General features: G+C 69.4%; 16 protein-coding genes and 3 tRNA genes. 8 read left to right on the plus strand and 11 right to left on the minus strand.

The genetic code is table 11. The features are described 5' to 3' along the window. Nucleotides 1–93 precede the first annotated feature (93 nt). The 6 genes from ACG83_RS42805 to ACG83_RS24875 form a co-directional block, all read right to left on the minus strand. Nucleotides 94–1,122 carry an ImmA/IrrE family metallo-endopeptidase gene (locus tag ACG83_RS42805; protein ID WP_083473542.1) on the minus strand — a complete coding sequence of 343 codons (1,029 nt, stop codon included), beginning with the start codon at nucleotides 1,120–1,122 and terminating at the stop codon, nucleotides 94–96. Nucleotides 1,123–1,130: 8 nt separating this feature from the next. After that, entirely contained in the window at nucleotides 1,131–2,252 is a 1,122-nt protein-coding gene (locus tag ACG83_RS44515; RefSeq protein ID WP_152991514.1) for a hypothetical protein, read from the minus strand. 81 nt (nucleotides 2,253–2,333) lie between these two features. Continuing rightward, a complete protein-coding gene (locus ACG83_RS44520; RefSeq protein ID WP_152991515.1) occupies nucleotides 2,334–3,257 on the minus strand; it encodes a hypothetical protein in 924 nt (307 codons plus the stop codon). Beyond that, nucleotides 3,254–3,457: a hypothetical protein gene (locus ACG83_RS24865; protein ID WP_054568697.1), complete on the minus strand. Its 204-nt coding sequence runs from the start codon at nucleotides 3,455–3,457 to the stop codon at nucleotides 3,254–3,256. The genes ACG83_RS44520 and ACG83_RS24865 overlap by 4 nt, the downstream gene beginning before the upstream one ends. A gap of 751 nt (nucleotides 3,458–4,208) precedes the next feature. Then, nucleotides 4,209–4,285: transfer RNA gene (locus ACG83_RS24870), tRNA-Phe, on the minus strand. A gap of 28 nt (nucleotides 4,286–4,313) precedes the next feature. Continuing rightward, nucleotides 4,314–4,388 (minus strand) — tRNA-Asp (locus tag ACG83_RS24875). Nucleotides 4,389–4,861: 473 nt separating this feature from the next. Here ACG83_RS24875 and ACG83_RS24880 point away from each other — a divergent pair. The 6 genes from ACG83_RS24880 to ACG83_RS24905 all read left to right on the plus strand — a co-directional run bounded on the left by ACG83_RS24880 (nucleotide 4,862) and on the right by ACG83_RS24905 (nucleotide 17,315). Continuing rightward, complete coding sequence (locus tag ACG83_RS24880; protein ID WP_235498167.1) at nucleotides 4,862–9,616, plus strand: AAA family ATPase; 4,755 nt, start codon at nucleotides 4,862–4,864, stop codon at nucleotides 9,614–9,616. A 31-nt stretch (nucleotides 9,617–9,647) separates the two neighbouring features. Next, the gene (locus ACG83_RS24885; RefSeq protein WP_054568698.1) at nucleotides 9,648–11,681 is read left to right on the plus strand and encodes a serine/threonine-protein kinase; all 2,034 of its coding nucleotides are present in this window, start codon (nucleotides 9,648–9,650) and stop codon (nucleotides 11,679–11,681) included. Between the two features lie 388 nt (nucleotides 11,682–12,069). Beyond that, nucleotides 12,070–14,433, plus strand: a complete 2,364-nt coding sequence (locus ACG83_RS24890; protein ID WP_054568699.1) for an ATP-binding protein — start codon at nucleotides 12,070–12,072, stop codon at nucleotides 14,431–14,433. 108 nt (nucleotides 14,434–14,541) lie between these two features. Continuing rightward, complete coding sequence (locus ACG83_RS24895) at nucleotides 14,542–15,384, plus strand: hypothetical protein (protein WP_054568700.1); 843 nt, start codon at nucleotides 14,542–14,544, stop codon at nucleotides 15,382–15,384. A gap of 166 nt (nucleotides 15,385–15,550) precedes the next feature. Next, a tRNA-Glu gene (locus ACG83_RS24900) sits at nucleotides 15,551–15,623 on the plus strand. A gap of 891 nt (nucleotides 15,624–16,514) precedes the next feature. Beyond that, nucleotides 16,515–17,315: a response regulator transcription factor gene (locus tag ACG83_RS24905; protein ID WP_076830121.1), complete on the plus strand. Its 801-nt coding sequence runs from the start codon at nucleotides 16,515–16,517 to the stop codon at nucleotides 17,313–17,315. Nucleotides 17,316–17,374: 59 nt separating this feature from the next. On the opposite strand, the gene gap is transcribed toward ACG83_RS24905, so the two are convergent. Both gap and ACG83_RS24915 read right to left on the minus strand, forming a co-directional pair. Beyond that, complete coding sequence (gene gap, locus ACG83_RS24910) at nucleotides 17,375–18,400, minus strand: type I glyceraldehyde-3-phosphate dehydrogenase (RefSeq protein ID WP_054568702.1); 1,026 nt, start codon at nucleotides 18,398–18,400, stop codon at nucleotides 17,375–17,377. 36 nt (nucleotides 18,401–18,436) lie between these two features. Beyond that, nucleotides 18,437–19,879 carry an MFS transporter gene (locus ACG83_RS24915; protein ID WP_054568703.1) on the minus strand — a complete coding sequence of 481 codons (1,443 nt, stop codon included), beginning with the start codon at nucleotides 19,877–19,879 and terminating at the stop codon, nucleotides 18,437–18,439. A 65-nt stretch (nucleotides 19,880–19,944) separates the two neighbouring features. Between ACG83_RS24915 and ACG83_RS24920 the strand changes: the two genes are divergently transcribed. After that, nucleotides 19,945–20,766 (plus strand): helix-turn-helix transcriptional regulator, encoded by an 822-nt coding sequence (locus tag ACG83_RS24920; protein ID WP_198955628.1) that lies wholly within the window; start codon nucleotides 19,945–19,947, stop codon nucleotides 20,764–20,766. A 10-nt stretch (nucleotides 20,767–20,776) separates the two neighbouring features. Here ACG83_RS24920 and ACG83_RS24925 read toward each other — a convergent pair whose 3' ends face one another. The 3 genes from ACG83_RS24925 to ACG83_RS24935 all read right to left on the minus strand — a co-directional run bounded on the left by ACG83_RS24925 (nucleotide 20,777) and on the right by ACG83_RS24935 (nucleotide 23,479). Then, nucleotides 20,777–20,983: a hypothetical protein gene (locus ACG83_RS24925; protein ID WP_054568705.1), complete on the minus strand. Its 207-nt coding sequence runs from the start codon at nucleotides 20,981–20,983 to the stop codon at nucleotides 20,777–20,779. Nucleotides 20,984–21,201: 218 nt separating this feature from the next. Then, a complete protein-coding gene (locus tag ACG83_RS24930) occupies nucleotides 21,202–22,380 on the minus strand; it encodes a pyridoxal phosphate-dependent aminotransferase (RefSeq protein WP_054568706.1) in 1,179 nt (392 codons plus the stop codon). Between the two features lie 94 nt (nucleotides 22,381–22,474). After that, nucleotides 22,475–23,479 (minus strand): TauD/TfdA family dioxygenase, encoded by a 1,005-nt coding sequence (locus tag ACG83_RS24935; RefSeq protein WP_054568707.1) that lies wholly within the window; start codon nucleotides 23,477–23,479, stop codon nucleotides 22,475–22,477. A gap of 247 nt (nucleotides 23,480–23,726) precedes the next feature. On the opposite strand from ACG83_RS24935, the gene leuC reads away from it, so the two are divergent. After that, entirely contained in the window at nucleotides 23,727–25,127 is a 1,401-nt protein-coding gene (gene leuC, locus ACG83_RS24940) for a 3-isopropylmalate dehydratase large subunit (RefSeq protein WP_054568708.1), read from the plus strand. Nucleotides 25,128–25,138: the final 11 nt, after the last annotated feature.

Raw genomic sequence — 25,138 nt, forward strand, 5'->3', positions numbered from 1 at the left:
CGACAGGCAGACGTCTACACGCTGCCGTCGACGCAGTTTCTAGGAGGAGAGCAGCGAAATTTTGACGCAAACTGACACCTGGTAGGTGGCCTGTTAGAGATCATCGTTACAGATCTCGGAGTCCGGCCCCAGGAACATGCCGGGCGGAAGCTCGATGCGGCAGATCCGGCAGGTTCGAGCCCCACGTGCTGCTGGCGCGGGACAATCGCACACGCCACAGAGATCATGTATCGCAGCCCCACAGCTCGGGCAGGACCGAGTGGAGACAAAATCTATCTCGCATCGATCACAGTGACCTTCTATATGACGTTCACGAACTGAGGTTTTATCCATCAAGTGGAGAACTGGCCAGTCCGGGGAGTCGACTACTCCCACGACATATATGATGTCGTCGACGCGCAGGGCGTCTAGATAGAGACGGCTGGTCAGGCTGCCGCCAGAAAAAGCTAGATGCCCCTGGTCGCGGAACCGCCCGCCGCGGAGAACGCCAGCCCAGAGGTCGGTACCGGACTGATCACTAGCACGCCGCAGGGAAAGGCTATCCCCAGAGCGGGCAGCGAACTGGAGTGAGCCGTCCTGCCTCAGGATTGCAGCGTATCCGGGGGCGCGTAGACGATGAGCGATCGCCACCGCACAGGCCTCACGGGACACGTTGGGCAGTGCGCCGACGAGTTTGGCCATCCCTGCCGCCGTGCACCCCTGGTGGTCCAAGATGGCGTCAACCTGAGAATCAGGCAGCAGGATGCGGGCGGCGAAAGCCTCGCAGGCATCTTCCTCAGCGTCGCGGGCGCCGTCCGGCATGTCGTATAGCGCCTGCTGGAAATCATCGTCGGTGGCGCCTTCCACATGCGCAATCTCATGTAGCGCCGTGAAGGTCATCCTAGGTGCGGCTGCCCTCACCACCGTGATAGATCGGCGTTCAGCGTCGCTGCTTCCGGCAACCGAGCAAGATGAGGAGACCGGCCGATCTTGAAGGGTCACCGCTATTCCGAGTTGCTCGGCAGCCGCCCTTGCACCAAACTCGCGGACATAACTGTTAAAGCTCGCGAATTTTGCCTCAACCGCCCGGGAGACTAGCTCTGCGTTCAGGCGTGCGAACCTGGCGTGTGCACCGATATCCATCTAGCTGATCACGCCAATCCAGCGTCGGATTCAAGCCTCGACAACTGCTGCTCCACAAGCACGATGCAATCGTCCAGGGAGCCAAAATTTCCGCGCGCAGCAACCGGACTTGTCGCCTGAGCCGCACGCATTTGCCAACCATTGACTTTCATCTTCTCGGCCACGCGTTCAAACCGGCCTCGGAACTCTGGTCGAGCGACCGCCGAGACCCAGACAGAATCAGGCGCCGCCGCTGCCGCAGGGCGAACGTTAAGGCCCATCTCTTTTGAGATCAGGTCTAGTTGTCTCGCCGTTAGATTCTTGGACCCCTGAAGTACTAGTCGAGCGTCTTTAGACGTAATGCCGGCAACACCGGACAGGCGCCCAATGGTCCAACTTGCGTTCTTCATCGCAGATACGACATCGAATCCCTGCGCGGGCTCATCTTCTTCGTCGTCTTCTTCAGGAAATTCGATCAGTCGGGCTTCGCCAATTTCCAGGAAGCGTGAGCGGATCTCTTTCAGGTAGACGCTGAGGTCAGCATCGAATGACCGTCCCATCGGCAGGCCGGCCGGAGGATCCTGATTGCGGCGGATGGCACGGTGAACCATCTCCACCTGATCGGCGTCCACTGCTCCCAAATGAATGTCAAGCGCCTCCCAGCCGACTGCAGTCTCCAAGGAAAACCATACGGCGAAATGAAGTTTCGACTTCTCCTCTACCGCTTGAAGCGTCCAATGATCGCTGGTTTCCGCTGGATCAGTCGTGACTGGAGCGACGAGTAGAAAGTCGTCATCGACGGTAACGATAACACCCAGTTCAGCGATTTCCCGCCCCATGCCGTCATCAACTCGCAGGCGCCAGAGTTGACCACACTTGGGTGCACTGACTAGCTTCTCAGCTAGGGCGTTCGTCATTGTTTTGGGTATGCGCGGCAACGATCCTCGCCCCCAGACCTTCGGAGCAAGGTCACGGGGGTCCTGAGCAAGCGGCGGGCCGGCTGCCTCGATCAGATGCCGACAGGCAGGGCAGGACGAGACATGTTCGCCTACCTCCGTCGCGCGCGAGCTTTCCAGAAGCTCGTCCATGTAATCGGCGAGCTCGTACTCGGCCGGATGCCAGTGGTGTCCGGCCCCGTCTCGGACGTTCATCGTTGGCCCCCTCTCAAGCCCCAATGTCCATCCGTTCTGGGAAACGCGGAACCGCATCTTGATCGTCCGCGACGCAAGATGTCACGGCAGCCGCCACGCCGCCCGAGCCATACTTGCAGCCTCGCGGAGCGCGCCCGCGGCCTCCTGATCATCCTGCATCAGCTCCGCCAGCTTGAGCCGGGTGCTGTTGGCCGTCTGCCATGCCTTGGTACGACCCAACCCAGTCTGCCGAGCGACCACAGTCGCAGACTCATCGAGGTACGGCAGCACCATCTGCTCATGCGGGGTCAGGTGGGCAAGCAGCCGCGCGCCTGCCTCTCGATCTTCCGCTAGGCCCGCTGGATCTTCCATGGCTGGAGGAGCCACCTGATCGAGCAAACTGATCTCCATCTGGTCTGGCATGTCGTATACACGCAACCGAACGGCCAGGGTAGAGACCAGCTCTGTCATCGAGAGACCACTAGGCGCCACCAAGAGAACCGCTTTGATCATCGCCACGAGGCTGTCTCGGTCCGCAATCGGAGGATTCCGGTCCGAGGTTGGATCCCAGGCCGGCACGTTGACCTGCACTCCGGCTGCTGCCTGCACTAGGTCATCGAACCGTGAGGAACCGGCACCCGTCGCGTCTGTCAGGCGAACCCTACCCGCCTGCTGCGTAGCACCAGGAACATGAGGCAACACGTCTTTGACCCTCTCCGTCAGGCGGCCACGCTCCGTCCTCCGCCCTCGCGAGATCAGATCATTGACAACAGTCCGCCAGAGTTGAGCACGGAAGCTGGCTTCGTCCGTGCTCCGTGCGGCCAGGTTCAGCAATCGTTGCGGTCCACGCTCAGCGAACACATCGTGTGCTGCCTCAGTAAGCTCTTCCGAGGTCCAGGCTGGCATCCCTGGTGGCGGTGGAAGGTTCCGGCTCCGCACGACCTGACGGACGGTCTTGTAAAGCAGCTCGACGCCGATCGGCCCCAGCGCGCCGGTGTCGAGCAGTTCCTGCCTCGCGCCGCTCACGACCTCTCCCACCATTCAAGGATCTTCGCGAAACACGCGTTTTCCAGCATGCCGAGGTACTCGACCGCGCCCGGGACGGTGAAGAACGCGAGGTCCACGCTCCTCAGATAGCGGTAGGCAAAGACGCCGTCCTTGGACAAATTCAAAGCAGGGTTGGCCTTGTGACGCACTCCCCGCTCGTTCAGCACAGTCGTACGCATCAGGAGGCTAACCACCGCGAGCCCTGGCGCTGGTGGCGCAAGCACGACTCCCGGCCGATGCGGCTTCTTATCTCTGCCGCTGACGAGTGTCGTATCAATCAAGTAGAGAGCGCCTGGCGACGGCGGCGAGGGCAGGGTCTCCCCCCCTTGGTCGCTACGCTGCGCTCGCGGAGGCGGAACGTCTACAGGCGCCACCGCACCGTGATCGTTCCGCGAACGAGTGTCCGTGCTCGCTCACCTCAACTTCCGCAAAGCTTCAGCCGCGGCAGGCGCCCTCGGCCCTTCGCACACCCCAGACGCTCAACAGGGCGCTTCCCGTTCGCCCGGGATCGTACTAACTGTTGACACAGGGCTCTATAGCCGCGCTGCGCCGGCCTGGCGCATAGCCACCCCGGCTCACGCAGCGGCGAGGAGTGCGCCATGACGACGCGCGAACACACGGGCGACGGCGGGGAGCGACAGTGCACGGAACGGTCGGATCGACGTCACACCGCACCGCCGCGAGTTCCCACATGCTGCCGGGGGTACCGCCGGCAGCTCCAGGACCGACGTCATCGTGACGATCTAGACACGCATCTCCTTCGACGAGAAGCTAAGCTGGGCAGCGAGGACATCGGCTGGGATGATGTCTCTACGACAGAGAACGAGAACGGCCGTGGAGTTCCACGGCCGTTGCCACATCCATTGCCATATAACGATCTTTGAGCGAGCCACGGGAGATCATCTTCATGATGAAGCCGCAGGTCAGGGATGGTGGGCAGGGGCGGGGTCGAACCGCCGACCTTCCGCTTTTCAGGCGGACGCTCGTACCGACTGAGCTACCTGCCCATGTCTTGCATATGGTGCTCAAAAAACGCGGTCCCGACGGGATTCGAACCCGCGACCTCCGCCTTGACAGGGCGGCGTGAACTCCAGACTTCACCACGGGACCATGTTCATCTTCAGTTGTGTGCTGCCCATCCTAGAGGATCGGATGGCCTTGCTCCAAATGTCTTTTCCAGACCGCCTGAGCCGGCGCCCCGGACCTGCGACTGTCGAACTGGAGGTCATGCTACAGGACGCTGCGCCCCATCCGGCCGCTGGGGGACGGGAAGTTTTCACAGGCTGGTCGAGCACCTGGATCGAGGGGGCTGGGCGGCCGGACCGGGTCGGTTCGGCCGTGGGCAGGCGCCGGCACTGGCGGCGTGGGCGCCGGGGAGTCTGGCGACTGGCCCGCCCGGCTTCTTCTCTCGCACGCATGGGCCCGAGGGAAACCTGGCCCCGGGTGGCTGACCACGAGGTACGTCGGCCGCAGCCCCCGCGCCGTTCCGTTGATCAGCCGACCGACGCCCCGGTCGGATCGCCTGAGTGCACAATTGGTTACGACACGGACGATTCCGATTTGGCGGCGGAAACGAGGGTCCCATGGCATCCGAGGCTTCCGAGGCTTCCGATCATGATGGCCTCGGCAAGGGCGACGCGGTCCCCCCAGGTCCTGCGGGGCTCGGCGGACCTGGAGCACCCTCAGGACCAGCGTCGCAGCCGCAGTCGGAGACATCCGGCGTCGTGGAAGCCGCCGGCCACGTGGAGACCGGCTCCCCGGCGTCTCCGGCGACCGACGCCAAGGACGTCACAGCGCCTGCAGGAGAGGCGGCGCTGGTCCGGACGCCTCCGCTGGTCGTGAAGGAGGCCGTGCCGACCCAGGTGATCGAGGGCCCTCCACCGCTCCCGCCGTCGGCGGAAAGCTTCGTGGCCGCCACCGCTCGACCTCCCTCCGCATTGTCATCGGCGGAGACCGCGGCGTCGTCGGTGGAAACCGCGGCCGCCGCCTCGTTGCCCGCGCAAGACGCGCAAGACGCGGAAGACGCGGAAGCCGCCGCCTGCCCGTACCCGGGCCTGCGGGGATTCGACGAGACGAGTCAGCAGTGGTTCTTCGGGCGTGACCAGTTGGTCTCCGATCTCCTCGCCCAGGTCGAGTCGACGGCGTCACGGCCTGGGCCACTGGTGCTCGTGGGTGCGTCGGGGTCCGGGAAGTCGTCGTTGCTGCGTGCCGGGCTGTTGCCCGCTCTTGCCCGCGGGGCGGTGAGCGGCTCGGGTGAATGGCTGCGGCTGGTGATGACACCCGGCGAGCATCCGCTCGAGAACCTCGTCCAGCGAACCGTCGAGGCATTCGGGATGCCCGCGATAGCGCGCGTGCTCCGCGACGGCCTGCGGGGCGAGCCGGAGCGCCTCGGGCTGATCCTCGGCGAGCTTCTGGCCGGGCGAGCCGAGACCGACGGGTCGGCCGAGACCGCCGGGTCAGTGGCTTCGGCAGGCTCCGGATCGGCCGGAGGCGACACTACGGTCAGCACCGGCGCGCCGACGGCCGAATCCCGCACAGCTCGCACCGGCACAGCAGGACGCATGGCACCCACGGCGGGCACGGAACGCACAGCGGGCACGGCGGAATCGCAAGGAGCCCTGACGCGCCGGCCACGAATGGTCATCGCCGTCGACCAGTTCGAGGAGATCTTCACCCACTGCGACGACCATGCCGAGCGGGAGGCGTTCGTCCGGGCGTTGTGCGCGACGGCCATGGGGGATGTCGTCGTGGTGCTCGGCCTGCGGGCCGACTTCTACGGGCCGTGCGCCGCCTTCCCGGAGCTGGTGGAGGCGCTGCAGGTCAACCAGATCGTGGTCGGGCCGATGGCCGCCGACGACATCCGCGAGATCGTGGTGCGGCCGGCCCGTTCGGTGGGCCGCGAAGTCGAGCCTGCGCTCGTCGAGCTCGTCCTGCACGATCTTGGAGCCGCCACGACGTCAGGCGCGGGGGCAGGGGCAGGGGCAGGGGCAGGAGCGAGCACGGGCACCGCCGCGAACGCGAGTGCAAGTGTGCGCGCGAGTGCGGGCTTCGTCGCCGACCCGGGGTCGTTGCCGCTTCTCGCCCACGCCCTGCGCGCCACGTGGTTCGCCCATGCCGACGCCAGTGCGCATGCCGACGCCGATACGCAGTCCAGCGCCGGTACGCACCCCGACACCGGTACGCACCCCGGCGCTGGTACGCACCCCCACACCGGTACGCACCCCGGCGCTGGTACGCACCCCGACGCCCCGGCACAGACCGGCGGCAGTACGCACTCCGGCACCGGCGCACCGGCCGGAGCGGATTCGCTTACCGTCGCGGACTACCTGCGGGTGGGCGGGCTGACGGGAGCGATCGCGCAGACGGCCGAGGCCGCCTACGCCCGGCTGGACGCCGAGGCTCAGCAGGCGGTTCGTCCGCTGCTCATGCGCATGATCAGGGTTGGCGAGAACGGCGCGGACACCAGGCGGCGGGTCAGCCGTGCCACGTTGCTGGCGGAGGTTCCCTCCGCCGCGGCGGCGACGGTGCTGGACGTCCTCGTCGACGCCCGGCTGGTCGAGGCGGACGCCGAGGGTGAGCGCGACAGCCTGCAGATCGCGCATGAGGCACTGCTGCGATCGTGGCCGCGGCTGCGTGAGTGGCTTGACATGGACCGCACCGGTGCGGTGGCGGCGCAGCAGCTCAGTGACGCCGCCGAGGTGTGGGAGCGCAACGGGCGGGATCCGTCCTACCTGTTCGCCGGCAGCCGTCTCGCCGCGGCGCGCGAGTGGGTCGGTGAGCTGGCACAGGTTGGTGAGCTGGCGCAGGTTGATGAGCTGGCACAGGCGGCGGTCGGTGAGCTGGCGAAGGCGGGGGTCGGCGGCGGCCGGGTGCTGTCCGAGGCGGCGAGACGGTTCTTCGACGAGAGTGTGCGTGCGGAGGCCGAACGGCAGCGGGCGGCTGCCCGGCGGGCGCGGCGCCTGCGCCAGCTCGTCGCCGCGCTGGCGGTGTTGCTGCTGGTGGCCGGGGCGCTGGCCGGTGTCACCTACGACCAGAGTGTCTCCTCGGCGCGGGAGCGGGACCGGGCGCTGTCGCAGCGCATCGCCGCCCAGGCGGATGCGGCGCGCCGGGACAATCCGGCGCTGGCCGCGCAGCTCGCCCTGGTCGCGCTGCGCACCGCGGACACCCCGGAGGCACGGGGGGCGGTGCTGTCGGCGTTCAACGGGGGCGCCGGTGTGCCGAGTCGCTATCTGGCGCACACGAAGTCGGCGGGCACGGTCGCCTACAGCGTGGACGGCTCGCTGATCGCGACGGGCAGCGACGACTGGACGGCCGCGATCTGGGATGCCCGGGATCCGCGCCGGACCACGCCGCTGGCGCGGATCCCGGACGAACGGGCCGGGGGGCACGGTCGGGCGGTGAAGGCGGTGGCCTTCAACCGGGACGGAACGGTGCTCGCGACCGGCGGTGCCGACGGCCTGACCAAGCTGTGGGACATCTCCGGCATCTCCGACCACTCCGACCACCCGTCCCGCTCCGACCGCACGCCCCGCTCCGACCGCACGGCGCCGAAGCTGCTGACGACGCTGGAGCAGGCTGACACCGAGGTGTACGCCCTGGCGTTCAGCCCGACGTCCGATCAGCTCGCGGTCGGTGGGTACGGGAACACCGCCTACCTGTTCGACGTCGCCGACCCGCGCCGTCCGGTGAAGGCCGGCGAGCTGTTCCTGCACAGGTCGCCGATCATGGCGGTCGAGTATGGCCCGGACGGGCGGTATCTGGCCGCTGGCGACAGGGGCGGCTCGGCGCTGGTCTGGTCGGTGGCTGATCCGGGGAACCCGCTGCCCGTGGCGGCGCTGTTCGAGGACGGCGGCCCGAGCGAGGACCAGGCTGGTGCCATCCGCGCGATCGCGTTCGCCGACGGCGGCCGCACCGTGTACACGGCCGGCCTGAGCGGCTACGTCCGCAAGTTCACCGGGGCCGATCCGATGCATCTGACGTTCGCGGGGCGGGGCAGTTCCGGCACCGCCGGGCTGACGACGGTGGCGGCGGCCCCGCCCAGCCCGTCCAGCCCGCCCGGTCCGTCCGGTCGGTCCGGTACGTCCGGTGGCCTGGTCGCCATCGCCGGCAACCGCTTCCTCGGCGTCTCGATCTATGACCTGGACGTCAGCGACGAGCGGCTGACGTTCCTGCAGGAGGGCCCGAACGTGTGGGATGTCGCGTTCAGCCCGGACGGCACCCGCCTGGCCTCGGTCTCGGCCGACGGTGCGCTGCGGGTCTGGGAGATGCCCGGCCCTGCCCTGATCGGGCGGTACGGCGGTCAGCAGGAGCTGGCGGTCAGCTCCGCGACGGGTGTCGTCGCGGTGACCGCGGACGAGGCGGTCGAGCTGTGGGACGTCACCGAGACGTACGCGCCGCGGCTGCTCAGCGCGGTGGCGGACGTCCTCGTGGACGACAACGATCTGACCGGCTCGGCGGCCTTCAGCCCGGACGGGCGTCTCCTCGCGGTCGGCACGATCTCGAACCTGGTCCTGTACGACATCACCGATCCGGGCCATCCCAGGCGGCTCGCGGCGGTGGAGGGCCCGCCGGGCGGGTCGTCGCGAGTGCTGTTCAGCCCGGATGGACGGACCCTCGCCGTCGGCGGGTTCAGCACGAACCCGGGGGTCGGCTTCGAGTCCAGGGTGGAGACCTGGGACGTCACCGACCCGACCGGCCCACGGCGGCTCGCTTCCGTGGCCGGGCACCGGTCCGTTGTCCGCTTCCTGGATTTCTCGCCGGACGGCAGGTCGCTGGTGTCGGCCGCGGACCGGTCCGTGCGGATCTGGGACGTGTCGGACCCGCGGCGGCTGCGGCCGCGTTCGGAGCTGCCCGAGTTCCCCGGCGGGGTGTGGGAGGTCCGTTTCTCTCCGGACGGGCGGAGCCTCGCCGTCGGCGCCGCCGGGCCGTTCGCGACGACGTGGGACGTCACCGACCCGGCCAGGCCCCGGCAGCTCGCGGATCTGCCCGGGCACACGATCGGTGTGCTCACCGTGGCGTACAGCCCGGATGGGCGGTACCTGGTCACCGGGAGCAACGACAACACGGTCCGGGTGTGGGATGTGACCGACCGGGATGATCCGGAGCTGGTCGAGAAGCTGGCCCGGTCGGCCGGCGACCAGGCCGGAGTCGTCGCGATCGCGTTCACCCGGGACGGCCAGCGCCTCGTCGGCGCCGTCGCCACCGAGCCCGGGGTCGTATGGGACCTGGACGTCGACCGCGTCGGGAACCGGATCTGCGAGCGGGCCGGCGTGGGCATCACGGAGGCGGAATGGCGGCAGTTCGTACCCGATCTCCCCTACGATCCGCCTTGTGACTGATCGTCGCCACACGGGTTGATCTGATGGTTCCGTGATCCTCGACCGCGCCCGGGTCGAGGCCGCGCTGCCGGGCTACGAGCTGTTCGGTGTGCTCGGGTCGGGTGGGTTCGGGCTGGTGATCGAGGCCCGGCACATCCGGCTGGACCGGCGCACGGCGGTCAAGGTCCTCGCCCTGCCGGCTGTCGCTCCGGCGGAGGCGCGGCTGCTCGCCCGGCTGCGTCACCCGCACATCGTGGAGATCTTCGACTATGTCGAGGACGACGGGCTCGGCCTGCTCGTCATGGAGCTGTGCGACGGTGGGACCCTGCGGTCCCGCGCCGCCGGCGGGCTTCCGATCGCCGAGGTCGTCGGGTACGGCCTGGCGATCGCAGCGGCCCTGGACACGGCGCACCGCCAGCGGGTGATCCACCGCGACGTCAAGCCGGACAACGTTCTTTTCACCGCCGAGGGCACGTTGAAGGTGACCGATTTCGGGGTCGCGAAAATGGCCGCGACCACCGCGGGTGACGGCGGGCCCAACACGATCGTCGGTACCCCGGCGTACATGGCGCCGGAACAGTTCACCGGGGCGCGCCTGAGCCCCGCCACGGACCTGTACGCGCTCGGTGTCGTCCTCCACGAGTTGCTGACCGGACGGACCCCGCCGGTGGCGTGGCCGGCCGGCTTCGCACCCACACCCCCCGGCCGCGCCAGGGCGCCCAAGCCCGGTCGGGGCATGCTGCCTCCCGCGATCGGCAGCGTCGTCCGGCACGCGCTCGCGCCCGAGCCGACGTCCCGGCCCGGCAGCGCGCTGGACCTCGCCCTGGCCCTCGCCCACGCGGCCGCCCGCGACCTCGGGCCGGGCTGGCTGACCGCCTGCACATCGCCCCTGCACATTCCGGATGTCGTCCGGAACCTGGCGGCGTCCGCGCCAACCGCGACGCGGTTTCCGGCAGCGCCCGCGCCCACCCCACCGGCTCCGATTCCGATTCCGGCTCCGGCTCCGATTCCGGCTCCGGTGCCGGTGCCGGTGCCGGTGCCGGTGCCACGGACGGACACGGTGCACCGGGCCGGCGGGCGACTACGCCGCTGGGCAGGCCGGCGGACCGCCGGGGCGGGCGCGCCGAGCCGGGGAATCGCCCACCTGACCGTGGACAGCCCGCTGGGGCTGGCCACCGGCGGCGACGGCCTGCTGTACGTCTCGCAACCGCTCGCGCACCGCGTGCTGCGCATCGACCCCGCGGCCAGCCCCGCAGCCAGGCCCGTGACCGGCCCTGTGGCCGGCCCCGATGGCGCTCCTGCCGTCGTCGCCGTCGTCGCCGGTTCGGGAAAGGCGGGGCTGGGCGGCGACGGCGGGCCTGCCACCGCGGCCGACCTGGACAGCCCGGCCGGCCTCACGCTCGCCCCCGACGGATCGCTGCTGATCGCGGACTCCTTCAACGACCGTATCCGCCGGGTGCGACCCGACGGGACGATCATCACGGTGGCGACCTCCGTGCCGCTGCGACGTCCGCGGGCCGTCACCGTCGCCGCGGACGGCACGCTGCTGGTCGCGGACACCGACGGGCACCGCGTCTGGCGAATCGACCTGGACGGGTCCGCCCACGTGGTCGCGGGTACCGGCTCTGCCGGTTTCTCCGGTGACGGCGGGCCGGCGGAGCGGGCGGCGATCGGCCGGCCCGTCGCACTGGCGACGGATGCCCACGGACGTCTGCTCATCGCCGTCCCGGAGCACCGGCGGGTCCGCCGGGTCGGGCTGGACGGGCGGGTCGAGACGATCGCCGGCACCGGCTACGGGGGACGTCCCGCGGCCGACGGCGGCATCGCGACCAGCACCGACATGGGGACGCCGACGGGTCTCGCGCTCTCCCCCGACGGCACCTGCTACGTGGCCGACCCGTCCGGGGAGCGGGTCCTGGCGGTCCGACCGGACGGAGTCGTCGCCGTGATCGCGTCGCGGCCCGGGGTGGTGCCCGTCCGGGATCCGAGGCAGCTCGCCGTCGGTGCGGACGGCACGCTGTACATCGCCCAGCCTGGCCGCAACCGCGTCACGGTCGTCGCCCCGGCGCAGCTGCCTCAGCTCTGACTCCGACCACCTGTGCGGCGACACCGACCACCTGTGCGGCCCTGCCCGAAGCCGAAGCCGAAGCCCGCAAGATCTGACGATTCTGGTCGCCGCAATGACCACGATCCTCAGGTTTCGCTCGGCAGCTGCGGCGGAGCCGGCACGCTCGGAACCGCACAGCCACACCCGGGACCACAGTGGTCCGTATTCCGCCCGGCCAAGGACCGGAGCAAGATGGGCGCGTGGGGGATTCCGTAACCAGAAGTGACGACTTAATTGCAATGACGGCAGATCGCTGCGCTCATCACGAAGCCGTTCGTGGGCCTGGTTTCCAGGCCGTCTCCGTACGCACACAGGCGATCCGGGTTCCCGGCACCGCGCGGGCACCCCTGGGCGAAGACAGCGGCCCATGAGCGGCTCGGCGACGTCGATCCTGGCCAACGCCGCCACGACTGCCGCGTACCTGGCGATCTGCCTGTCGATCGCCCGCGGCCTGTGGCGCTCCGGCCAGTGGCGCAACAACCCGTTGGGCCTGGCGACGGCCGCCATCTTCTTCACCTGCGCGATCGGGCACGGGTCGCACATCTTCCACAATCCGCACGCGGACGGTCACCCCACGCACAGCGCCTCGGACGGCTCGGGCGCCGCCTTCGACCCGAGCCTGATCGACGTCCAGTTCCTCACCACCGGGTGGGACGTCCTCACCGCCACGGTGGGCATCTGGTACTGGACGTTGCGCGGACGCTTTCCCGCGCTGGTCCGCGGCACCGCACTGTTCGAGGATCTACGGATTCGTGAGGCCACACAGCGGACACTGCGCGAGAGCGAGGAGCGCTACCGCGAGATCGTCGAAACCACGACCGACGGCGTCGTCCTCCTCGACTCACACGGTGCCATCACCTACTGCAACCCACAGTTCGCCGCGCTGGTCGGCCAGATCCGACCGGGAACCCCCTTCGTCACCCTGGTTTCCGATCTCGACTGGGACGAGATCCAGTGCGCGTTGGAGGTCGTGCGCTCCGGCACCCCCCGCCGGCTCGAGGTCGGGCTGCGCCACCCCGACGCGCGCAAGGTCTGCGCCCAGGTGGCGCTCACCGCGCGGATCGGCCCGACCGGTGCCCTCGACGGAACGCTCGCGATCGTCACCGACATCACCGAGCAGAAGAACATCGAGGCCCAGCTGCGCCAGGCGCAGCGGCTGGACGCCCTCGGCCAGCTCGCCGGCGGCATCGCGCACGACTTCAACAACCTGCTCACCGTCATCGACGGGTACGCGACGCTCATCCTGGCCCGCACCGATCTCGACGAGGGCGTCCTGCGGGATCTCGCCGCCGTCCGCGAAGCGTCGGGGCGCGCGGCCGGGCTGACCAGCCAGCTGCTCGCCTTCTCCCGGACGAGTGACGTCCGGCCGGGGCCGGTCGATCTCAACGACCTGGTCCGCGGGCTGGAGGGCATGCTGCGCCGGCTCATCCGCGAGGACATCGAGCTCATGGTGATGCCCGCCCATCGGGCGGCGGTGGTCCGCATAGATCGCGGAAAGCTCGAACAGGTGCTGGTCAACCTGGTCGTCAACAGCCGCGACGCGATGCCGGAGGGCGGCCGGCTGTTCATCCGGGTCGACATCGCCGACGACACGGCGCCGGAGCTGGGCTTCTCCGTCCTGCGCGGAGCACTGGCCCGCCCGTTCGTCCGCCTCACCGTCGCCGACACCGGGCACGGCATGACGGATGACGTCCGCGCCCGGATCTTCGAGCCCTTCTACACGACGAAGGCGCTGGGGCGGGGCACCGGGCTGGGGCTCGCCACCGTCTACGGCATCGTGCGCCAGGCGGAGGGCAACGTCGAGGTCGACTCCGTCCCCGGTCTGGGCGCGACCTTCCGGGTCGACCTGCCCGCGCTCGCGGACTCCGGCCCCACCGGCTCCGGCCCCGGCCGGCCCACCGTGGCCGCCGGGGCTACCGAGAGCGCCAGGCTCGCAGGGAGCGCAGGGAGCGCAGGGGCCGCCGGGAGCCCAGGGACCGCCGGGTGCGCCGACGCACCCGCGCCCCTCGCCGACGACCGCCCCACCGCGGCCGGAAGCCGCCGTTACGCGGACGACCATCACGGAGCGGGCGGTTCGTCCCCTCCGGCGGTGCCCGTAGCGGGATTCGCCGGGCAGGATTGCTGGCCCCGGCGCGAAGGCGGCTGGCCGGCGCGGGGATCCGCGACCATCCTGCTCGCCGAGGACGACGACGCCGTGCGCAACCTCGCCGAACGGGTGCTGCGCGCCGCCGGCTACCTCGTGGTCTCCGCCGCCGACGGCCGCACCGCGATCGATCTCGCTCGCGGGCTGACGTCCATCGACCTCCTGCTCACCGACGTCATCCTCCCCGGCCGCAACGGCCGACAGCTCGCCGAGGAGCTGATCAGGATGTTCCCGGGCCTGCCGGTGGTTTTCACCTCCGCCTACAGCCGCGGGATGCTCGCCGAGGGCGGTACCACCCTCGACTACGCCTACCTCCCCAAACCGTTCACGCCGACGGCGCTGACGGAGGCGATCCGGGACGCGCTCGGCGCCCGGTGGCCAGGCCTCCCGGATGGCGCGGAGTTTCCCGGCATCCCAGGCATCCCGGGCGGTCCGGGTAGCTTAGGCGGCCCGGGTGCCCCAGGTAGCCCGGGTGGTCACGGCCGCGCCGGCGCCACCGGCCTCCCCGCCGCACGGACCCCGTCCGCCCGCCTGTCCGGGACCTCGGCCGGCCGCCATCGGGAAAGACGCCTCCGGCGCGGCCCATGACCGAAAAGCCCTCCCGTGCTGGAGCCGGGCCGGCGGAGCATTCCCGCACTCGTCCACAGGGCGGTCGTTTCCGCCCGCAGACCGCACCGGAGACGTGAAAATGGAAGGGTGACCAACGGGAGCGCACTGACGCGCGCAGCCGTGTCGAACTTCCAGCCGAGCAGCCATGCCTTCGCCTTCACGAACGCGTTTCCCCGCCAGCCGGTGCTGCGGGTCCCCGTACCGGGCCTGGGCTCGATCCCGATCGGCGACGCCAGCCGGGGCCTGTGCGGTGGGATGATCTACGCCGTCCGGGACATGTTCGAGTTCGGCGTCGCGCCCCCGGCGGCGGCGACGCCACCCGACCCGGACAGTCCGCTGTACCGCTACATCGTGCGCCGGCTCTTCGACAGCTTCGACGGCCCGCGCGGGGTGCTGCGCTACTACCGCCTCATGAGCTCAGCCGACGCCGACACCGACCTCGTCCGCGGCTGGCTGCGGCTGCCCGGCGCCACCTCGGCCAGCGTGGCCAGGGAGTGGCCGCACATCCGGCACGACCTGGACCGCGGGCTACTGAGCCCGCTCGGCATCATCACCACCCGCTCGGCCGACCCGATGCGGCTCGGGCTCAACCACCAGGTTCTCGCCTACGCCTACGAGCAGCGCGGGCGGCGCGTCACCCTGCGGGTGTACGACCCCAACACGCCACGGTGGCAGTCCGACGACGTGACGCTCTCCTTCGACGTCCTGAGCCCCGTGCCCGACACCGCGCCGCGCGCCCACCTGTCGCCGCGCACGCCCCTTACGTCGGTTCGGTCGGTTCCGCCGGTTCCGTCGGCCGGGATCGAGCACACGATCGCGATCGGCGGGCGGCCGGTACGCGCCTTCTTCCGCTCCCGCTACCGCCGGACGGACCCGCGGCCCGCCCTCACCTGGCCGCGGGATGTCGGGCGCGCGCCCCGGTTCCGCTGACCGGCCGGAAGCCCCGACCAGGCACTGTCGAACCGGCTCACGGCCCCGGCGGCCCCCGGCGCCGGGGCGCCGTGGTGGGCGTTTGTCGGAGGGACGGAGGATCCCCTATGCTTGCCCTGTTCTGATGCCGACGCCGCGGCGGATCCTCGCCTGGCTTCGGCCCGCTGCCCCCATCGTCTAGCGGCCCAGGACGCCGCCCTTTCAAGGCGGTAGCACGGGTTCGAATCCCGTTGGGGGTACTGTTCGATCACCAGCCAAACCCTCGGATTACCAGGGGGTCTGGCCTCGCTGGGCCTCCTTGGGCTCTCCGGCCCCGGCCGTGCCCGGATGACACCGGCGGACTCTGACAGGCCGCGCCAGAGCTGGCGCCGAGATCCGCCGGATGCCCTACGTGGTGTGGGCCCCTCCCCTCGGCTGTCGACCGTCCGTCCAGCCAGGCCAGCCAGGAGCTTCCTGACGATGCGGGTTTCACCGGAACCCGGTGCGATCACGCCATGTCCGGAACACGGCCAACCGATCCCGAGGATGCAACCCACCACACCGTGGAGACCAGAAAAGGACCACGCACGGACCATCCGATCAGGATTCGGGACTGGCGCCAGGCCAAACCCACCGAAACCCTGACCGAAAACGATCTTCACACACCCCGAATCTGTGGCCATCCTCACAGGGCTACCGGAATTTTTCGAGACCGCGCGGCCGGCGACATCCCGGACATGTGGGTTTCATAGATTCTCGCAGGTGACGACGTCGCCGGTACAGTTGGTCAGACGTGTCACCCCAGAAGCGGGCGCGGGTGCGTCTCCGAATATCAGGAATCGCTTCGATCGTTCCGCGATGGGCTCGCTATAGTAGAAGTATGGTCGCCCTCGGATTTCCCACCTCGCCGGGCCGTCCGCCGTAGCCGGCCGCGAACACCGAGTCTTCACAGGCCATCGCATCCTGAACGCCTAACGGAATCCGGCTCACGCTGCGGCGGCCCCGCGCCGTAGAAGTCGGCACCGCTCGAGGTTTCACACCCAGCTTCCCTCCCGATGCCTGGTGGGATCTTCCGGCCCGTCGTCATCCGCCGCCGAGAATCCTGTCGCGTGGACAAGCTACCAGGCAGGTATGCCTAGGAGACGGCATTGGTGATCACGCATTACGCCGCCACCCCGACCGTGAACGGCCGTGTCGACGCCGACCAGCGCTCCAGAGCGGACGAGGCCACAGCCGACCGATCGTCGCGTGCTTCGCCCGAGCCAGCTGCCATCGACTCATCCGAGAGCCTCGCCGACATCCTGCGAATTGATGTCCTGGTGGCGGACCACGATCCGATATCGCGGCATGTACTCAGCAGGGTGGTGCGCAACGCGAGAGATCAGGACAATACTCTCCACCTGCTGGGCTGCGTCGACAGCTCGATACCGGTCAAGAGGTGGGAGAATCTAAGCGACGCCGACGTCGTCGTGTTGTCCACAGAACCACGAGACGACTCCGCCGAATTGATTTCCGAGATCACGGCGAGGGATATCTCCGTACTGACCGTGTCCACCGAATGGGACGACGCGAGGCTGGCAGCAGCAGCTGCCGCGGGCGCGACTGGTTTTCTGGTCAAGGACGCCGAGATGAAAGGTCTTCCCGTCGCGGTACGTGCGGTCGGCGCCGGGTACACGTTGCTGTCGCCGAGCCTCGAAACAATGGTGCGACCGGCCGGGCTCTCGGCTACGCCCGCCCGAGCCGGCGGCAGTGGCAGCGGCAGCCGCCGATCAGCGCTCACCGAGCGAGAACTCGAGGTCCTGAGCCTGCTCGCCCAGGGGATGTCGACCACCGAGACCGCGAGCGTGCTGCAGGTGTCTCCCGCCACGGTGAAGAGCCATGTCTCCCACGCGTTGCCGAAGCTCGGAGCGCGCAACCGACTCGAGGCGGTACTCAAGATCAGATCGCGCTGATCGTGTGATCTCCGTGGGCGGCAGGTCGCCGCCCACGTCAATCACGGCACCGGGACAGGTCAACGGGCGGCGGTGACGTGGCGGCCCAGGAGCTCCACCAGGTCGAGGGTCCGATGCGAGAAGCCCGTCTCGTTGTCGTACCAACCGACGACCTTGACGAGCGACCCCGCGTCGTCGACGTCGCTGACCATCGTCAGGGCGGCGTCGAAAGTACAGGAAGCCGCTGTTCCGACGATGTCGGCCGACACGAGTGGATCTTCGGTGTAGACCAGCAGGTCCGCCAGGTCACCGCTCGCCGCCTTCTGGAACGCCAGGTTCACGTCGCTGACCGTCACCTGGGTCGCCACCTCGACGGTCAGGTCGACGACGGAACCGTCGACAACCGGTACCCGCATGGACAGGCCGTCGATCCTGCCGGCGAGGGCGGGCAGCACCTTGCCGATCGCCTTGGCGGCGCCGGTGGTGGTGGGGATGATGTTCACGGCGGCGGCCCGGGCCCGGCGGTAGTCACGGTGCGGCAGGTCCTGCAGGCGCTGGTCGGAGGTGTAGGCGTGGGCGGTGTTCATCAGGCCGCGCCGGACGCCGAAGGCATCGTGCAACGTCTTCGCCAACAGCGCCGCGCAGTTCGTGGTACACGATGCGTTGGAAACGACCTGGTGGCGTTCGTGCAGTACGTGTTCGTTCACCCCCAACACGACCGTGGCGTCCTCGTTGGTCGCGGGTGCCGCGATCACGACGCGCGACGCGCCGGCTTTGAGGTGCGCCGCGGCGGCCGTCGCGTCCGTGAACACTCCGGTCGACTCGACGACCAGGTCCACCCCGAGCTCGCGCCAGGGCAACGCCGCCGGGTCGCGTTCCTGGACCACCGAGATTCGACGCCCGGCGACCACCAGATCGCCGTCGTCCACGACGACCTTCTCGGCGAGCCGGCCATGGGTCGAATCGTAGGTGAACAGGTGAGCGAGCAGCTCTGGCCGCTCGAGGTCGTTGACGGCCACTATGTCCACGCCAGGGCGGTCCAGCGCGATCCGGGTGACGGTTCGACCGATCCGACCGAACCCGTTCACCGCTACCCGAACACTCATCTCATACTCCTGTTCTCGTTGCTCTCGGCACGACGGTCAGGGAGCCACGGCGACGTGCTGACGCCGGGCGGTCAGGGCCAGCACGGAACCGAGGAGGAAGGCGATGGAAGCGATCACTGCCGACAGGTGCAGGCCGGCCGTCGGTGAGGACGACGTCGCCATCAACGTCCCGAACAGCGCCACGCCCACGGCGTTTCCGATCTGCCGTGCCACGTTGAACACGGCGGAGGCGGTACCGGCCCGATCGGCGGGCACGCTCTCGATGACCGCGGCGGTTGCGGCTGGCACCGTCATCGGAGTCGCCAGGCCGGTCGCGACCAGGGCGAACAGCAACGCTGGGTAGGGGCTGTCCGGTCCGGCCGCCAGCCAGCCCAGGAACCCCGCCGAGCCGAGGGCCAGGGCGGCCGCCATGGGCCAGTACGGGCCGTACCGGGCGGTGAGCCGACCCGACAACGGTGCCGCCACCAGCGCCATGCACACCGATGGCAACAGCAACAGGCCGGTGGTCAGCGCGTCGTACCCTCGTTGTTCCTGAAAGTACAAAGTGCTCAGATACAGGATCCCGTAGTAGCCGAGGTTGAGAAGGATTCCGATCACCGCGGTCGCACTGAATCCGAGGTTGCGGAACAACAACAGCGGCAGCATGGGCGGCCGGGCGGTCAGGCCGCCGCGGAACCTCATGTCCAGTCGGTACTCGGCCGCGACGAGGGCCGCGAGGCCGGCGGCACCGACCAGGAATCCGAGCAACACGGTCGGAGACGTCCAACCGGACGAGGCCGCCTGGTTGAGCGCGCCCGCGATGCCCGTGAGCCCGACGACGGCGCACACCTGCCCGATCGGGTCCATCCGGCGGGTCCGGTCGCTGGCGGCTGGTCGCGGCACATACCGCGTCGTCAGCGGGAGCGCGAGCGCCACGACGGGAACGTTGATCCAGAAGACGGCGCGCCAGCTGAGCCCGGCCACGAGGAACCCACCCACGACCGGCCCGGCGGCGAACGCCACGCCCGCGACGGCGGCCCAGAGTCCCAGCGCGCGGGCCTTGGCGGACCGCTGCGGGTAGGCGCCGGCGAGCAGGGCGAGCGAGGTCGGTACCAGCAGGGCCGCGCCGGCGCCCTGCGACATCCGGCCGGCGATCAGCACGCCGGTGGTCCCCGCAAGCGCGCACAGCGCCGAGGCGGCGGCGAACAGTGTGAGGCCAGCCATGAAGACGCGGCGGTGACCGAGCCGCTCCCCGAGACCGCCGCCGAGCAACAGCAGGGCGGCGAAGACGGTGCTGTATCCGTCCACGACCCATTGCAGGCCGGTTGGCCCGGCTCCGAGCGACTGCCGTACCTCGGGCACCGCCACGGTCACGACGGTGACGTCAAGCATCACCAGGAAGTAGCCGAGGCTCAGGACCACGAGCGGACCCAGCGCCAGTGGCGTGGCTGCCGGGGCGGAGGCCGGCACTCGCGGCAGCGCGGTGTCTACGGCGTTCATGGCCTCAGTGTCAGCGAGAAAAGCTTCGTCCCCCGACGAAGCATGTTCGCGGTAGGGTGCGGGTCGTGAACCTCGATCAGCAGGTTGACCAAGCATGCGCCGACCCGGACATCGCCCGCGCGGCGGCGCTGATCGCCGACCCGTCCCGGGCCCGCATCCTCAAGGCGCTGTGCGACGGCCGGGCGATTCCGGCCACCGTCCTGGCGGCGGAGGCCAGGGTGAGTCCCGCGACGGCCAGCGCGCACCTGGCGAAGCTGGTGGACGCCGGCCTGGTGACGGTGCGCCGTGAAGGGCGCAACAGGTACTACGAGCTGGCCAGCACCGACGTCGCCGCCGCCCTCGAGGCGCTCGCGGTCATCTCGCCACCACTGCCGGTCACGTCATTGCGCCAGAGCAGACATGTCGACGGCCTGCGCCGGTCTCGCACCTGTTATGACCATGTCGCCGGCATGCTCGGCGTCGGTCTGATGCGTGCCTTGCTGGACGCCCAGCTGCTCACCGGGCACAACGGAGTCCACCCCTCGACGAGGGCCGGCCGCGACCGGCCGGCGTCGTACGGTCGAGACGTCCGTTACGAGGTGACCGCGCGGGGCCGGTCCGAGCTGCGGCAGTTCGGGGTGGACCTCGACGGTCTTCCTCCCCGCCGCCCGGTCACCCGCTACTGCGTCGACTGGAGCGAACGGCGCCAGCACCATCTGGCCGGCGCACTCGGTGCCGCGATGACCCATCGGCTGTTCGACCTGGGCTGGGTACGCCCCGGCCGCAGTCCACGGGTGATCCAGGTGACGCCGTCCGGCGTCGACGGCCTCGAGCGGACCTTCGCCATGGACGTCTCCTCGTGGCGGGAGCAGGTCACCGGGCCGCCGCTGCTGGCGGCGGCCCGGTGAAAGCCGGCCCTCAGATCCAGAGCTTCGCCTCAAGGTAGACCTGGTCGGCGGCGGCGACCGTCAACGCTCGGCCCGGCTCTCTGAGCACGCCCCGTACGGCCTCTGTCGAGGCCGATCCGGCGTTGGCTGGCCCGCCCGGCTGGCCGGTGTCAGGGTCGGTCGGTCGGGGCGCTGTGCGCCGCGTCGGGGAGTCGTCGTTCGGCTGCAGGTCAGACATCGGAGCTCCGATCAGTTCTCACGACTTCGCTACGTCGAATCCGCTGTGTCGAGGCGAGGCCTGCCATGGGCATCGCCGGCAGGCCCGGACCGGTGAACCGCGCCGATGCGCTGACCACGGGTACTCCGGGTACGCATCCGGCCGCTCGTGCTCACCGAACGGGTCTGCCGGCTCCGTGGGCTACGGCGGCGGGGACCGGACGGACCCGGCGCAGTCCGTCATCGGCTCGCGTGCAGCGCCCGCTCGATGCGGTCGAGCGCCTCATCCAGCACCGGCAGCGAGTTCGCGAACGACAGCCGTACATGTCCTTCGCCGCCGGGGCCGAACGCCGACCCCGGCGTCACCGCGACCTGCGCCCGCTCCAGCAGCCAGGTGGTGAAGGCCGCCGAGTCGCCGAGACCGACGCCGGTGATGTCGGGGAAGACGTACAACGCGCCTTCCGGTGCGGCGCAGTCGACCCCGGGCAGCCGGCTGAGCCTCGAGACCAGGAGGTCTCGCCGGGCGGTGTACTCCGCCACCATGGTCTCGACCGGCCCCGGCGAGCCGGTCAGGGCGGCGACCCCACCCCGCTGGACGAAGGAACCGGCGCACCCGACGGTGTGCTGCTGTGCCTTGAGGAGTTCCCCGATGACCTCGGTCGGCCCGGCGACGTAACCGAGCCGCCAACCAGTCATCGCGTGTGCCTTCGAGAAGCCGTTCACCGTCAGGGTGCGGACGGAGCCGCCGGGCAGCGCCGCCGGGCTGACGTGTCTGCGGTCGACGTACCTGATCTTCTCGTAGATCTCGTCCGAGACCACGAACAGGTCGTTGTCGACGGCGAAGGACATCAGTGCCGACAGCTCGTCGTGGTCGAGCACTCGACCGGTCGGGTTGTTGGGCGTGTTGACCAGCACAGCCTTCGTCCGCGGAGTCAGCGCACGGTCGAGTGCCGCTCTGGTCAGTCGGAAGCCGCTGCGCGAGCCCAGTTCGACGAATGACGGGCGCGCCCCGAGCATGCCGGCCATCGCCGCGTAACTGACCCAGCTGGGAGTCGGGACGACGACCTCGTCGCCCGGGTCGAGCACAGCCAGCAACGAGACGAACAGCGCGTGCTTCGCCGACGGCGTGACGACGATGTCGGTGGCCGGATCGACGAGCACGTCGTTGTCCTTGGCCAGTTTCTCGCCGACTGCCTCAAGCAGCTCAGGCAGTCCTCGGCTCGGTGTGTAGTGGGTGAGCCCGCCGCGGATCGCGGCCACCGCCTCGTCGCTGATGTGGCGTGGGGTGTCGAAGTCAGGCTCACCACCACCCAGGTCCACGACATCGTGGCCCTGCGAGCGCAGGGTCCGAACCAGGTCGAGGACGGCGTAGGTCGCTGATCTGGGAACCGAACGCAGGCGATCGGATGGCGTCGGCACTGGTGGCCTCCGGTGCTGAGGGCGAGCGGACGAGGACGGGCAGGGCTGATGCGCAGGACCGGTGGTGGCGGGGGTGACCGCCGTGGCGCGGCGCTCAGTCGGCCACCCGCCCCGGCACGCCGTCCAGCCACTTGTCCCGGTGCCGGTCCCTCGCGGCGACGTCGCGAAACGCGTAGGTCTTGAGCAGCCAGCGGCTGCGCACCTGATCCGGGTCGACCACGTCGATCTTCTCCCGGCTGTGCAGACCGTCCTGGTTGGAGAACACGAGCAGGTCCCGTTCGATGATCCGGTGACGCACCCGCGTCGCGCGCGACACCGCGTCCTTCATCTCGAGCAGGGCGTCCTTGGCATACAGCGGCGCTCCGGGTGCGACCGTGGTGCGCGTGTCGAGGTACCGGAAAGCGTGGTGGTTCTCCAGGATCGGATGCCGTTCCGACCCGGTGAGGTCCGCGTTCTTGCTGCGCGAGTAGACGTCGAACGGGGTGAAGAAGTTCGGCTCCCGAAGACGCTGCCGCGTCTGGTCGTCCAGGTGTTCCAGCAGGTTGCGGCCGTCGATGAAGCCGGTGTACACGAGGTCCTCGGCCGGGCACCTCATCCCGAGCAGCGAAACATAGTCAGCACGGACCTCGTGGGCCGTGCGGTCATTGTGGAAGAACAGCTCGCTGTCGCTGTACCCAGTGAGCATTCCGGCGAACCGGTCGATCGCGACGACGTCCGAGAAGAAGTCACCCTGGTTGCGGGCGTACGCCAGCAGCGGTGTACCGGTCAGCTGCGCGAAGAGCTCCAACAGCGCTTCGCCGATGAACGTCTTCTTCAATTCGTGCTTCCGGGCGGACGGGTCCTCGTTGCCGAGCTCCGGGATCTCCGCGTCCACCGGACAGTTGCGGAGCACGTGGATGTCCGCGACCCCCGCGGTCCGCTCCCGGTGGACTCGCCGGCAGGCTTCGACGAAGAATCCGGGCACGTCACCGCGCTCGACCAGGCCGGCGACTGCCAGGCGGAAGGCCGGGTAGTCCCGGTAGGGATTCCGGTCGACGCCGTCGAGCCGATCGTGCAGCATTCGGGCCTCGTCGTCGGTGAAGACAACCAGCGGCTCCATGAGCATTACCTCCGGGTTAGTCGAATCCCGACGCGAGTGTCGCCGCCGCCAAAGAGCTTCGTCATCGACCGATGGAGGAAATTGATCCGGTCACCCTTCCACCCGGGAGGATGACATCAACCAAATATGGAGGGCCGGTTCACCGGCCCTTTCAAGCCGCCCGGGCACCGGTGGCGGGAGGTTGCGAACACATCTCGATCCGGGTTCAATCAGCGAGCCGACTCCGGCCTGCCGACAGGAGACCCTGGTGGGGAAGACGCTGACCCAGAAGATCTGGGAAGAACACCTGGTCCGCCGCGATTCCACCGGTGAAGACCTTCTTTATGTCGATCTTCACATGCTCCATGAGGTGAACACACCGCAGGCGTTCGACAGCCTCCGGGCCGCCGGTCGCACGGTGCGACGTCCGGAACTCACCGTAGCCACGGAAGACCACAACACACCAACGGTGTCGACCAGTCGGGCCATCCAGCGTCCCGACGCCCTGGAGCAGTCTTCATTGCTGCGGAGCAATTGTGCGGAGTTCGGTGTCCGCCTGCACCGGCTTGGCGAGCCGACTCAGGGAATCGTGCACGTCATCGGCCCGGAACTGGGCCTGACCAGGCCCGGGATGACGATCGTGTGCTGCGACTCGCACACCACCACCCAGGGCGCGTTCGGCGCGCTCGCGCTCGGAATCGGCACCAAGCAGGTCGAGCACGTCCTCGCGACGCAGACCCTGTCGATCCGCCGTCCGGGCGACATGGCCGTGACGGTTTCCGGCCGGCTACCCGACGGGACCACGGCCAAGGACCTGGTGCTGGCGCTGATCGCACAGATCGGGACGGCCGGCGGCCAGGGACACCTGATCGAGTACCGCGGCGAAGCGATCAGCCGGATGTCGATGGAAGGCCGGATGACGCTGTGCAACATGTCGGTCGAGGCCGGCTCCCGGGCCGGCGTGGTCGCGCCGGACGAGACCACCTTTGACTATCTTCGGCACCGGCCGGGAATGCCGACCGGCGCGGACTGGGCCGCTGAGCTCGCCTACTGGCGGACGCTGGTCTCCGATGACGACGCCACGTTCGACCGCGAGGTCGACATCGATGCCTCGGCGTTGTCTCCCTACGTGTCCTGGGGCACCAATCCGGCGCAGAGCGTCTCGCTCGACGGCCGGGTCCCGGCGCCGACCGCGTTCGCCGACCCGGCCGAACGGACGGCCGCCGAACGTGCGCTGGCGTACATGGACCTGCGGCCAGGTCAGCTGATGCGCGACCTCGCGGTCGACACGGTTTTCGTCGGTTCCTGCACCAACAGCCGGATCGAGGACCTCCGTGCGGCCGCGGCCGTACTGCAGGGCCGCAAGGTCGCCGACAGCATCCAGATGATCATCGTTCCGGGCTCGGCGGCGGTCCGTCGGCAGGCCTGCGCCGAAGGGCTCGACGCGGTGTTCACGGCGGCTGGCGCGGACTTCCGGCCGGCCGCCGGCTGCTCGATGTGCGCGGCGCTGAACGAGGACCGTCTGCGGCCAGGCCAGCGCGCCGCCTCCACCAGCAATCGCAACTTCGAGGGCCGGCAGGGACGCGGCTCGCGTACCCATCTGGTCTCGCCCGCGGTGGCGGCGGCGACCGCGGTCGCCGGTACCCTCGCCGCGCCCACCGACCTGTGACGGAGGTTCAC

This window comes from Frankia sp. R43, assembly GCF_001306465.1.
GTDB classification, from domain to species: Bacteria; Actinomycetota; Actinomycetes; order Frankiales; family Frankiaceae; genus Parafrankia; species Parafrankia irregularis.